At 59.1% G+C, this 11,741-nt stretch carries 11 protein-coding genes; 5 read left to right on the plus strand and 6 right to left on the minus strand.

Annotation, left to right across the window (positions count from 1 at the left end):
* Positions 1-233: 233 nt before the first annotated feature.
* Together WCA53_RS16550 and murJ are read right to left on the minus strand one after the other, a co-directional pair.
* A complete protein-coding gene (locus WCA53_RS16550) occupies positions 234-1,076 on the minus strand; it encodes a SirB1 family protein (protein WP_423912562.1) in 843 nt (280 codons plus the stop codon).
* Complete coding sequence (gene murJ / locus WCA53_RS16555) at positions 1,076-2,734, minus strand: murein biosynthesis integral membrane protein MurJ (RefSeq protein ID WP_423912651.1); 1,659 nt, start codon at positions 2,732-2,734, stop codon at positions 1,076-1,078. Before murJ ends, WCA53_RS16550 begins: the two co-directional genes overlap by 1 nt.
* Before the next feature lie 333 nt (positions 2,735-3,067).
* Here murJ and rpsT point away from each other — a divergent pair, with 333 nt between their 5' ends.
* Complete coding sequence (rpsT, locus tag WCA53_RS16560) at positions 3,068-3,346, plus strand: 30S ribosomal protein S20 (protein ID WP_423912567.1); 279 nt, start codon at positions 3,068-3,070, stop codon at positions 3,344-3,346.
* A 207-nt stretch (positions 3,347-3,553) separates the two neighbouring features.
* On the opposite strand, the gene WCA53_RS16565 is transcribed toward rpsT, so the two are convergent.
* Entirely contained in the window at positions 3,554-3,880 is a 327-nt protein-coding gene (locus WCA53_RS16565) for a DUF3579 domain-containing protein (RefSeq protein ID WP_423912570.1), read from the minus strand.
* Between the two features lie 662 nt (positions 3,881-4,542).
* Here WCA53_RS16565 and argF point away from each other — a divergent pair.
* Both argF and WCA53_RS16575 read left to right on the plus strand, forming a co-directional pair.
* Complete coding sequence (argF, locus tag WCA53_RS16570; protein ID WP_423912653.1) at positions 4,543-5,472, plus strand: ornithine carbamoyltransferase; 930 nt, start codon at positions 4,543-4,545, stop codon at positions 5,470-5,472.
* A 153-nt stretch (positions 5,473-5,625) separates the two neighbouring features.
* Positions 5,626-6,855, plus strand: coding sequence for an argininosuccinate synthase (locus WCA53_RS16575; protein WP_423912573.1), 1,230 nt, complete (start codon positions 5,626-5,628; stop codon positions 6,853-6,855).
* A gap of 100 nt (positions 6,856-6,955) precedes the next feature.
* Here WCA53_RS16575 and murB read toward each other — a convergent pair whose 3' ends face one another.
* The gene (gene murB / locus WCA53_RS16580) at positions 6,956-7,969 is read right to left on the minus strand and encodes a UDP-N-acetylmuramate dehydrogenase (RefSeq protein ID WP_423912576.1); all 1,014 of its coding nucleotides are present in this window, start codon (positions 7,967-7,969) and stop codon (positions 6,956-6,958) included.
* A gap of 182 nt (positions 7,970-8,151) precedes the next feature.
* Here murB and WCA53_RS16585 point away from each other — a divergent pair, with 182 nt between their 5' ends.
* Positions 8,152-8,637, plus strand: coding sequence for a YajQ family cyclic di-GMP-binding protein (locus WCA53_RS16585; RefSeq protein WP_423912579.1), 486 nt, complete (start codon positions 8,152-8,154; stop codon positions 8,635-8,637).
* A gap of 180 nt (positions 8,638-8,817) precedes the next feature.
* Here the strand turns inward: WCA53_RS16585 and plsY are convergent, their stop codons facing one another.
* A complete protein-coding gene (plsY, locus tag WCA53_RS16590; RefSeq protein ID WP_423912582.1) occupies positions 8,818-9,441 on the minus strand; it encodes a glycerol-3-phosphate 1-O-acyltransferase PlsY in 624 nt (207 codons plus the stop codon).
* 56 nt (positions 9,442-9,497) lie between these two features.
* Positions 9,498-9,989: a Cys-tRNA(Pro) deacylase gene (ybaK, locus tag WCA53_RS16595; RefSeq protein ID WP_423912587.1), complete on the minus strand. Its 492-nt coding sequence runs from the start codon at positions 9,987-9,989 to the stop codon at positions 9,498-9,500.
* A gap of 219 nt (positions 9,990-10,208) precedes the next feature.
* Between ybaK and WCA53_RS16600 the strand changes: the two genes are divergently transcribed.
* Positions 10,209-11,741, plus strand: coding sequence for a class I adenylate-forming enzyme family protein (locus tag WCA53_RS16600; RefSeq protein WP_423912590.1), 1,533 nt, complete (start codon positions 10,209-10,211; stop codon positions 11,739-11,741).

An 11,741-nucleotide genomic window follows, 5' to 3' on the forward strand; every position in this document is an offset into this window, starting at 1 on the left:
GTATTCGCGGTTTGAACGCGTTTCTTTGCTTCGTTTCTTTTCGCGTTTGAAAAGAAATGAAGTCCCGCCCCGGATAGGGGCTAACAGAAATAAGCAAGAAAATCCGACTTATGCAGAACGACCACGCTAGCAGAAGGACTCAATGCTCGCCCCACACTCGCCGCGCGCAGCACCCCCCCCAGCCCCACACTCACCGCTAGCAGAACCGCCCGAAAACCAGCCCGCCGGCCAGGCTAATCCCCGTTATGCTGCGTGCGCTGCCGCAGTTCGTGCAATTCACTCTCCACGACGGTTGCATCGTCCGCGTCGGGACGATCATCAAGGTAATGACGCAGATCTTCCATCGCCGGGCGCAAGTAATCTAGCCGCGCATAAGCGAATCCGCGATCCCGCACTTCTTCAATACTCCCCGGCATGAGAATCACCAGCCGTTGCTGCACCGCTAGCAGCCGCTGCCAGCGCTCCGTCTGCAAATAAACGCCCTTCAGGTTGCGCAACATCCTGCCGAGGATTTCCCGTCGCGTGGCCGGTTGCAGCAGCGTGCGCAACGCGCTTCCAATCGATTCCCCCACCCGCTGCACATACGGCTCAAGCATCTCGACCATCTGCGATTCGGAGAGCGAGTGCCCCGTGGTTGGATCGAGCATGACGTCACCTTCGGGCGTGGTGACGCGCAACAAAAAGTGCCCTGGAAACCCGATGCCGCGCACCGGAATACCCAGTTGCTCGCTCATTTCCAGATAAATCACGGCCAGGGAAATCGGGATGCCGCGACGCCGCTTCAACACCATGTTCAGGTAGCTGTTATCGGGGTCGTAGTAATCGTTGCGATTGCTGGTGAAGCCAAGCTCGCGGAAGAAAAAGCGATTGAGCACCCCGACCTTCTGCTTGACGTCGGCGTCCTCAGGTATGCGTCGACGCACTCGCACGACCAACTCGTCGATCTCCGCCAGACTGCCCTGCAAGTCGAGATCCGGATAGGCGTCCTGCGCAAGCGCAAGCGCGGCCTCGGTGAGCGGCAAACTCTCGTCCTCTGCCACGAGCGAGGTGAAATAGTCCAGGGTGAGCGTCGTCATCACAGCGTTCGCCTTCTGAAATACGCGTATTTGAAGCCCATCGCCGATAGCATACCGAAATATAACGCGGCGAATATCACCAGGCTTGCACCCAGAAGCACTATTCGCTCCAGTGGCGCAGCACGCATGCCGATCCAGTCGAAATTACCCGCCACCCAATGCATCACGCCGGCAAGCACGAGACACGAGCCGAGCAGCTGAATGAAAAAGCGCGCCCATCCGGCCGACGGCTTGTAAATTCCGCGCATCCTCAAGCCGATAAACAGCAGTGTCGCGTTCATGCATGCACCCAGCCCGATCGAAAGCGTCAACCCGGCATGCGCGAAGATCGGCACGAATATCAGGTTGCTGACCTGGGTGGCGATAAGCACCACGATGCCAATAATGACCGGTGTCTTGATATCTTGTTTAGCATAAAAACCGGGTGTCAGTATCTTGAGCAGGATCAATCCAACCAGTCCGACGCCATACGCCGACAACGCCCGGCCAACCATCACGACGGAATGCGCATCGAACTTGCCATAGTCGAATAGCGTGGCCGTCAGCGGTTCAGCAAAGAAGAACAGCGCCACGGCGCTCGGTGCCGCCATCAGGAACGTCACGCGCAAGCCCCAGTCGAGCAAAGCCGAATACTCGACCGGATCGGCGTCCACATGCGCCTTCGACAAGCTTGGCAGCAGGATGGTCCCGAGCGCGGCGCCCAGCAGCGCGGTGGGAAATTCCATCAGCCGATCGGAATAATTGATCCACGACACCGCCCCCGCCCCGAGGTGCGACGCAATATTCGTATTGATGATCAGGCTCAGTTGCGATACGGAGACGCCGAAGGTCATCGGCACCATCTTGATCAGCACACGCTTCACGCCCGGATGCCGCAGCGCACGCAGAAAATTCAGGCCGATGCGCGGCACCATATCGACACGCTTGAGCCCGGGAATCTGCACAAGAAACTGCAAAATTCCGCCCGCGACAACCGCATACGCCAACGCATAGACCGGCACTTTCAGGTGCGGCGCGACAAACAACGCAGCGGTTATGAACGACACGTTCAGCAGCACGGGCGCGAACGCGGGCAACGAGAATTTTCGATACGTGTTGAGCACGCCCGACGCGAGCGACGTCAGCGAGATGAAAATAATGTACGGGAACATGATCTTGGTCATGGTCACCGCGAGGCTGTACGCGTGGCCGTCGTGCTCCAGTCCCGACGCCATCGCGTACACGATCCACGATGCACCCGCCACCCCGACGAGCGAAAGCGCAGCGAGCGCCCACGCGAGAACCGTCGACATGGCATCGACCAGCGCCTTGGTGGCGTCGTGGCCCTGGCTGTTCTTGAACTCGGCGAGAATCGGCACGAAAGCCTGCGAGAATGCTCCTTCAGCGGACAGGCGCCGCAACAAATTCGGTATGCGGAAGGCGACGTAGAATGCGTCGGTGTATGCACTGGCGCCAAATGCGCGCGCGATCAGTGTTTCGCGGACCAGGCCGGTCACGCGCGACAGCAGCGTGAAGCCGCTGACCGTCAGGAGGGCTCGGAATAGATTCATGGGGCGCTTATTATACGGGCGGCGTATGACGTCAGGCAGTGCAACATTGCCGCCGATTTCACACGGCTTCACGAACAGCGTGGTGACTGGGGTGACCCATATTTGCATCGGGGTGCATCGGGCTTCACCCGCTTTCGAGGTCGCCTTTCTCTCGGTCAAGGTATCGCCGAGCTTGCCAGCTATCTGATTACGTTGCTATAATCGCCGGTTTCGAAGCTCCTGAATCTACTAATCAAGGCGGCTTCGCGTCTTCTTTCGACGTTTTTTGCGCTTTCGGGCAATCGTTCCCGAGAGTTTCGATCATAAGCAGCGCATCGGATTCACCTCGTTTTCTTGTGTGGAGTCGGACCAGCATCACGTTGGCAGCATCACGCTGGATTCGATCCCGAAGCAAAACGGGAAGCGCTGAAACACAAAGCTGGAACAGGATAAGGAACCGTCATGGCAAATACAGCACAAGCCCGCAAGCGCGCCCGTCAAAGCGCCAAGGCAAACTCGCACAACTCGGCACTGCGCTCGAAGTTCCGCACCGCCATCAAGGCAGTTCGCAAGGCGATCGACGCCGGCGACCAAGCCAAGGCTGCTGAACTGTACAAGACCTCGGTCAAGACGATCGACATCATTGCGGACAAGCGCATCGTCCATAAGAACAAGGCTGCTCGCCATAAGAGCCGTTTGTCGGCAGCAATCAAGGGCCTCCAAGCAGCCGCAGCTCAGTAATATCGAGCTAAGGTCGAGTACTACCTGCGCGCTGTTTTCGTGAGGCGCCAGGGTATCGCGTGTTGGTTTCGGCGGTTGTAGACGCTGGAAACGCGAAGCTGGAACGCAACAAAAGAAAACCCGCTGATGGCGGGTTTTTTGTCGTGCGCGCCGGAATCGTGCGGCATAAATGAGCGAACGAGTGCGTCTCGTTAGGCCATCAGGCCATCAGACCTTCTGTGTGGCGTGATGCGGCGGGAGTTCGCAAGCCTCGGTCACAAGCAGGTCGTTGTCTTTAGCGAAGTTCATGACGAAATCAAAAGCCATTGGTTCGATATCGCGCAAGCGCGCGTCAAGGATCACTGTCTTGACGTTACCGAGCAGGGTCGGGCGAACATAAACTGAATACTGCAACCGGGCGTTGGGTCCGCGCTTACCCGGGCCAAATGCCGACATCACTCCGCAAAGCCGCTCCGACCAGTCGCTCGGTCGAAACGTCTTTCCCTTCGATGTAACGCCCTGAATAAAAAATTCGGTTGGGATTGTTTCGGCCATGTAGGAATACCTGTTTGACGGCCGGTAGATATAACCGGCGAACGCGCATGCATGGTTGGCAAGGTGAGCCAGACAGCCATCGGCGGGAAAATGCGGCGCCGATTCCTGCCTCGTCCGGCAGCTTTGCGACACGGTAGTTTGTAGCTCGAACCAAGGATCCAGCGTTTAACCCCGCGCTAGTGTCGAACTGTCGCCCATCTGGTTCGCAGTTTGCCGCGGCGGCAAACTGCGCCGGCCTGGCTAACTCACTCACTGAACTCAGTCAGCGACCTGGCTCAGTGAATTGACTGACTGAGCTCACTCAACTCCGTCATTAAACTGCCTTGACGAACCAGCTCGATAAACCGACACGCTTGCAGCACGCTTACAACACGTTTTCAATGTAAATTGAAAGCTTGAGAACAGTGTCTGGAATACCCTAATAAACAGCGCGGATTATACAGTAGAGGCCCTTTTCCCGCACTGCACACACAGCTCGGACGCGGCTTTGAAGCCGCTCGAGACGCGGTGCCACGGCGCACACTGACGCGCGAACCGGCTTGCACGCTGGCCATTTGGCGGCCTCGTCAAACACCGGAAAATCCTTTATGCTGAAATGTGATACCACAACGACGGCGGTGCCGTCCGGCGATCCAGCCGGCCGAACCCGCCGCTTGCATTTCATGACAGAAAAAAACATTCGCCACTATCTGCAGTTCAAGGATTTCTCTCTCGACGACTACGAATACGTGCTCGAACGCGCGCGCATTCTGAAGCGCAAGTTCAAGAACTACGAGACCTATCACCCACTGCACGATCGCACGCTGGCGATGATTTTCGAGAAGAATTCCACGCGTACGCGCCTGTCGTTCGAAGCCGGAATCTTCCAGCTTGGCGGCCACGCGGTGTTTCTCAGCACGCGCGACACGCAACTCGGCCGGGGCGAGCCTATCGAAGATGCGGCGCAAGTCGTGTCGCGGATGGTGGACATCATCATGATCCGCACATTCGGCCAGGAGATCATCCAGCGTTTCGCCGACAATTCGCGCGTTCCGGTGATCAATGGGCTGACGAATGAATATCACCCGTGCCAGGTCCTGGCTGACGTCTTCACCTACTACGAATTGCGCGGCCCGATCACGGGCAAGACCGTGGCCTGGGTCGGAGACGCGAATAACATGCTCTACACATGGATCGAGGCAGCGCAGATCCTGGGCTTCAAGTTACGCCTGTCCACGCCGCCCGGTTACCAACTCGACCGCGCGCTCGTTTCTGCCGACAGCGCCCCGTTCTACGAAGAATTCGCCGATCCGAACGACGCCTGCGCGGGCGCCGATCTCGTCACCACCGACGTCTGGACCAGCATGGGTTTCGAGGCCGAGAACGAAGTCCGCAAGAAGGCATTCGCGGACTGGTGCGTGGACGCCGACATGATGGCGCTTGCGAATCCGGACGCGCTTTTCATGCACTGCCTGCCCGCGCATCGAGGTGAGGAAGTGAGTGCGGAAGTGATCGACGGGCCGCAAAGCGTGGTGTGGGACGAAGCCGAAAACCGTCTGCATGTCCAGAAGGCGCTGATGGAATACTTGCTATTGGGCAAGTTGAATCATTAAGCCTAGCAACGACCAGAAAGAGATCCAGGCATCGATCGGCCGCAGGGGCTGCATCGTCCCGAAAGTGGGAAAGCGCGGCCATTTGATGTCAAAATAGCGCTTTTCCGCGCTTGAACGCCTGGCGCACACCGATCCCAGCCACACGAGTTCACCATGAGCGATATCAACAAAGTCGTGCTCGCCTATTCGGGCGGCCTCGATACCTCCGTCATCCTGAAATGGTTGCAGGACAACTACGACGCCGAAGTCGTCACTTTCACCGCCGATATCGGTCAGGGTGAAGAGCTCGAACCGGCGCGCAAGAAGGCACTGCAACTCGGGATCAAGCAGGACAACATCTTTATCGAAGACTTGCGTGAAGAGTTCGTCCGCGACTTCGTATTCCCGATGTTTCGTGCCAACACGGTTTATGAAGGCGAGTATTTGCTCGGGACGTCGATTGCGCGGCCGTTGATCGCGAAGCGACAGATCGAGATCGCACGCGCGGTTGGAGCGCAATCCGTGTCGCACGGCGCGACCGGCAAGGGCAACGACCAAGTCCGTTTCGAAATGGGTTATTACGCGCTTGAACCCGGCATCAAGGTGATCGCACCGTGGCGAGAGTGGGATTTGCTGTCGCGTGAAAAGCTGCTGGCTTACGCGGAAAAAGCGGGCATTCCTATCGAAATGAAGCACAAGCAAGGCGGCGCGCCCTACTCCATGGACGCGAACCTGCTGCACATTTCGTTCGAAGGGCGTCACCTGGAAGATCCGAAAGCCGAAGCCGAACCCGATATGTGGCGTTGGACGGTCGCACCCGAAGATGCGCCGGATCAGGCGGAATATCTGGATATCGAATACGAGAAGGGCGATCCGGTTGCGTTGAACGGCAAGCGTTTGTCGCCGGCCGCGATGCTCACCGAATTGAACGCGATCGGCGGGAAACACGGAATCGGGCGGCTGGATCTGGTCGAGAACCGTTACGTCGGCATGAAGTCGCGCGGTTGTTATGAAACGCCGGGCGGCACGATCATGCTGAAGGCGCATCGTGGCATCGAGTCGATTACGCTCGACCGCGAAGTGGCGCACCTGAAGGACGACCTGATGCCGCGTTACGCGGCCTTGATTTACAACGGTTACTGGTGGAGCCCGGAACGTCGCGCGCTGCAAGTGCTGATCGATCACACGCAAGACAAGGTGAACGGCTGGACGCGCGTGAAGCTGTACAAGGGCAGCGTGACGGTGGTCGCGCGCGATTCGAAGGAAACGCTGTTCGACAAGAACATCGCCACGTTCGACGACGACGGCGGCGCCTACAATCAAGCCGACGCCGGCGGGTTCATCAAGCTGAACGCGTTGCGCATGCGGATTGCAGAGAACGCACGTCGCAAGCGGGGCGGTTGATCTTCGCTTAGGCTTTGAGGCTTTGAGGCTTTGACAAAAACCCGCCTGTTGGCGGGTTTTTTGTTGGGTTGACGGAATTGCTACGGCGGCGTGTGCGCCTTTACAGGCAGACCGGTTCAGCTTCGAGGTTCACCGCGAAGCGCGCGTGGACGTCGCGTTTTATCGCTGCGGCGAGTTCGAGGATTTGCGCGCCTGTCGCACCACCAAGATTGATCAGCACCAAAGCTTGCCGGTCGTGCACCGCGGCCGCTCCGATCGCGCGTCCCTTCCAGCCGCAGCGGTCAATCAGCCAACCAGCCGCCAGCTTCACCTGTCCGTCCGCCTGGCTGTACGACACAACGTCCGGTTCGAGCGCTCTCAACACATCGAATGCGGCCGCGCTCACCACGGGATTCTTGAAGAAACTGCCTGCGTTCCCGAGCACTTTCCAGTCGGGCAACTTGGCTTGACGCACCGCGACGACGGCATCGAAGATTGCTTGAGGATCCGAACGACCCACGGTATCCAGCACCTTCGCGATATCCGCGTAATCCGCACGTGGCTGCCATATTTTGGGGAGCCGAAACGTCACTGAGACGATCACAAAACGGCCGCGCCCTTCCCGCTTGAAAAAACTGTCGCGATAGCCGAACGCGCAAGCATCGCGATCGAATTCCACAACTTTCCCCGTCGACAATTCGACGGCCTTCAGACGTTCGAAACGCTCGCCCATTTCCAGTCCGTACGCGCCAATGTTCTGGATCGGCGCCGCGCCCACCGTGCCGGGAATGAGCGCGAGATTTTCAAGACCGGGCAAGCCTTGCGACAACGTCCATTCCACAAAATCGTGCCAGTTCTCCCCCGCTCCGGCTTCGACAAAAACGGCCTCCTGATCTTCGCCAATTACGCGCCGGCCACGCAATTCGACGAGCAACGCGACGCCATCGAAATCGCGCGTCAGTACCACGTTGCTTCCGCCGCCGAGCACCAGCATCGGCAAGCCGGCAATCCGCCCATCCTGGGCGAGCGCCGAGACCTGCGCTTCGTTGGCTAACCGGAGCGCGTGGCGCGCGCGGACATTGAAGCCGAATGTGTTGTGGTGAAGCAGCGGATAGTCGGAGAGAAGCTGGGACATTGCGGAACCGCGAAAATGGGCGCGAAAGGGACCGGACGGCAGGACCGGCCAGCGGGACCGGCGCACCCGGTGAGGACCGGCCTTGGGCAAACCGGACGGCATCGGTAGAATGACGTTGGTGTGTGATTATAGCGAGAGCGCACAGGCAGTCTGGCGCCTCGCCTCAACGAAGGGGAAAGCAGATGCCATCGTTTGACGTCGTCAGCGAAGCAAACATGATCGAGGTGAAGAACGCCATCGAGCAAGCGAACAAGGAAATTGCCACGCGTTTCGACTTCAAGGGTTCGGACGCGCGCGTCGAGCAAAAGGATCGCGACTTGACCTTGTTCGCCGACGATGACTTCAAGCTCGGCCAGGTCAAGGACGTGATCTTGTCGAAGCTGGCAAAGCGCAATGTGGACGTGCGTTTTCTCGACTACGGCAAGATCGAGAAGATCGGCGGCGACAAGCTGAAGCAAGTTGTCGAAATCAAGAAAGGCGTTACGGGCGACCTGGCCAAGAAAATCGTCAGGATGGTCAAGGACAGCAAGATCAAGGTCCAGGCGAGCATTCAGGGCGATGCGGTGCGCATCAGCGGCACGAAGCGCGACGATTTGCAAAGCGCGATCGCGTTGCTGAAGAAGGATGTGACGGACACGCCGCTCGACTTCAATAATTTCCGGGATTGAGCGTTGTGTTCGCCAGGCGCCGGTGTCCGGGTGATCGGCACTCAGCGCTGACTGCCCGGTCTGATATCGAGATTTTGAATAACTAAGTGCGGTCTCGCTTGATAAAAGTCGGCAACTTATAAGTGAGAAAGCCGCCTTCAGGGCGGCTTTCTCACTTTGGTAGCACACTTTTACGCCAGTTTATTTAACCGCTTCCGCCGCCCGCTTCTTCTCTCCAATCCGGCTTTCCTTCCCATCCAGTAGCTTCTTGATATTCCCACGATGCCGCCACACCAGCAGCGCACTCATCGCGCCAACGGCGATCGAAATGCGGCTCGGGCCGAAAAGAAATACATCGAAGAACGGCGCAAATACCGCCGACACCAACGCTGCCAGCGACGAATATCGGAAGAAAAACGCGATGATCACCCACGTCAGCAACGTGGCCAGCCCCAGCACCGGGTTAATGGCGAGCAGCACGCCCGCCGCGGTCGCAACGCCCTTACCACCTTGGAACTTGAAGAATATCGGGAACAAATGCCCGAGAAACACGGCGATGGCCGCCAGCGCGACCGCCGTGGAATCCAGCCCGAAACGAGCGCCGAAATGCACGACGAACCACACGGGCAGCCAGCCTTTGACCGCATCGCCCAGCAGAGTCAGGATGGCGGCCAGCTTGTTGCCCGTGCGAAGGACGTTTGTCGCGCCCGGGTTACCGGAACCGTACGAACGCGGGTCGGCAAGACCCATGGCCGAACTGACAACCACAGCAAACGAGATCGAGCCGATCAGGTAAGCCACCACAGCGACAATCACATTGTTCATTGATTTCTTCTTATCTTCGGGAACGCAAGCGTGGGCAAGACTTCACGACGCGCATTCTAATCGACGCTCGCGCAACTCACGGGCGTCGCCTTCAGCAACTCGGTCAATACCGCTGGCGGGATGCTCACCAGATACCCGCGACGCCCGCCGTTCAGGTAAATCGTATCGAGTTCGAGAATGGTCGATTCGACATATACCGGCATCGTCTTTCTCGTACCGAAGGGAGACGTACCGCCGATCAGATAGCCCGAATGACGGTTCGCCACGTCCGGTTTGCACGGCTCAATGCGCTTCGCGCCCGTCTGCCGCGCGAGGTTCTTGGTAGAGACCGTTTTGTCGCCATGCATCAGCACGATCAACGGCTTTGCCTGGTCGTCCTCCATCACCAGCGTCTTCACGACACAATGCTCGTCAACACCCAACTGGCGCGCGGATTCCTCCGTTCCCCCATGGTCGACATACTCATACGGGTGCTCGCCGAATGGGACCTTGTGCCGTCGCAAAAACCGCGTCGCGGGCGTTTCGGAAACGTGTTTCGTCTTGGACATGACGGCATTGTAACGGCGCGAAAGCACGGCCACCATCGGCTGAACGGCCAATTGTGCGAGCGGATCGCATGTGGCACGATCGTTCGCAAAGGTCGTATCGACAAGGCACGAAGGATTCCGGCCCCGACGAAAGCGCAGCCTATCTAATGCAAGCCAATGTTGCCCACGACGTCCTAACCGGCGCCATCAGCAACGCCCTAAGCAGCACGGAGACTTGAGATGGAATCCATTGATGTAGATGCACTACTCGCCACGTTGCCCGCGCGCTTCTCCGAGATTCCCGCGCGCATTGCGGCGCACGATCCGCAGCATGTCGTGTTGATCGAGGATGAGCGGCGACTCGACGCGGCCGCGTTCGTGTGGGCAATCGATACAACCGCGCTTCAACTCTCGCAAGCGGGTGTGCAAGGCGGCGATCGCGTGATGATCGTCGCCGAAAACTCGGTGGCGCAGGTCGTGCTGATGTTCGCCGCAGCCAAGCTCGACGCTTGGGCGTTGCTCACCAACGCCCGATTGTCGGCAAGTGAAATCGACGCCATCCGCGATCACGCGAAACCGCGTGTGGTCGCCTTCACCGTGGAGGCGTCGAAGGACGCGGCGCATCACGCTGAACGGCTGAACGCGCAGCCGGTCGAGTCGTCCATAGGCGCATGGCATTGGGTAATCGATAAAACCGTGTCGCCCGAGCCCGTGGAAGCCGATCCGGCCCGTCAATGCGGTGCGCTGATCTACACCACCGGCACGACCGGCGCGCCGAAGGGCGTGATGCTATCGCATCGGAACCTGCTGTTTATCGCGGCGATCTCCAGTACTTTGCGACATGTAACGCCAACCGACGTGGTGTACGCCGTGCTGCCCATTTCACATGTCTATGGGCTGGCGTCGGTGTGTCTGGGCAGCTTGTACGCCGGCGCGACGCTGCGGCTGGCGTCCCGCTTCACGCCTGATGCCGTGCGGCACGCGCTCGCGGAAGAAAACGTGTCGATCTTCCAGGGCGTTCCAGCAATGCACGCGAAGCTCGTCGAACATGTCCAGACAAGCGGCACGCCCTGGCACGCGCCCGCGCTGCGCTTCGCGTATTCCGGCGGCTCGCCACTCGACGCTGCGTTGAAAGCCCGTGTCGAAGCGCTGTACAAAGTCCCCCTGCACAACGGTTATGGCATGACAGAAAGCAGTCCGACCATCTCCCAGACCATGCTGGACGCCCCGCGCGACGACTGCGCGGCGGGCGATCCGATACCAGGCATAGAACTGCGCTTCGTGGCGCTGGAAGGCGGCGACGTGCCGACAGGTGAAGTCGGCGAGTTGTGGGTGCGCGGGCCGAACGTGATGCTTGGCTACTACCGCAATGAGGCGCAGACGCGTGCGACCGTGACCGAGGACGGATGGTTGCGAACCGGCGATCTTGCACGGCTGGCGGCGGACGGCGCGCTGCATATTGTCGGACGTAGCAAGGAATTGATCATCCGTTCGGGCTTCAACGTCTATCCTGCTGAAGTCGAGAACGTGCTGAACTCACATCCTGAGGTGCTTCAATCGGCGGTGATCGGGCGGCCGGTCGAGGGCAACGAGGAAGTGATTGCGTTCGTCGAATTGCTCCCGTCGGTGCATACGCTGCCCGCCGATCTGGATGCATGGTGCGCGGCGCGGCTCGCTCCCTACAAACGCCCGGCCGAGATCCGGGTGCTGGCGGCGCTGCCGGCGGCATCGACGGGAAAGGTGTTGAAGCACAAGCTCCGCGACGCGCTTTGA

It is taken from the genome of Caballeronia sp. (genome assembly GCF_049581465.1).
Taxonomy (GTDB): Bacteria; Pseudomonadota; Gammaproteobacteria; order Burkholderiales; family Burkholderiaceae; genus Caballeronia.

Excerpts from the sequence above, each read along its gene's own strand:
- WCA53_RS16550 (WP_423912562.1), bottom strand. The coding sequence starts at position 1,076 with ATGACGACGCTCACCCTGGACTATTTCACCTCGCTCGTGGCAGAGGAC.
- murJ (WP_423912651.1), bottom strand. The coding sequence starts at position 2,734 with ATGCAAATATGGGTCACCCCAGTCACCACGCTGTTCGTGAAGCCGTGT.
- rpsT (WP_423912567.1), top strand. The coding sequence starts at position 3,068 with ATGGCAAATACAGCACAAGCCCGCAAGCGCGCCCGTCAAAGCGCCAAG.
- WCA53_RS16565 (WP_423912570.1), bottom strand. The coding sequence starts at position 3,880 with ATGGCCGAAACAATCCCAACCGAATTTTTTATTCAGGGCGTTACATCG.
- argF (WP_423912653.1), top strand. The coding sequence starts at position 4,543 with ATGACAGAAAAAAACATTCGCCACTATCTGCAGTTCAAGGATTTCTCT.
- WCA53_RS16575 (WP_423912573.1), top strand. The coding sequence starts at position 5,626 with ATGAGCGATATCAACAAAGTCGTGCTCGCCTATTCGGGCGGCCTCGAT.
- murB (WP_423912576.1), bottom strand. The coding sequence starts at position 7,969 with ATGTCCCAGCTTCTCTCCGACTATCCGCTGCTTCACCACAACACATTC.
- WCA53_RS16585 (WP_423912579.1), top strand. The coding sequence starts at position 8,152 with ATGCCATCGTTTGACGTCGTCAGCGAAGCAAACATGATCGAGGTGAAG.
- plsY (WP_423912582.1), bottom strand. The coding sequence starts at position 9,441 with ATGAACAATGTGATTGTCGCTGTGGTGGCTTACCTGATCGGCTCGATC.
- ybaK (WP_423912587.1), bottom strand. The coding sequence starts at position 9,989 with ATGTCCAAGACGAAACACGTTTCCGAAACGCCCGCGACGCGGTTTTTG.
- WCA53_RS16600 (WP_423912590.1), top strand. The coding sequence starts at position 10,209 with ATGGAATCCATTGATGTAGATGCACTACTCGCCACGTTGCCCGCGCGC.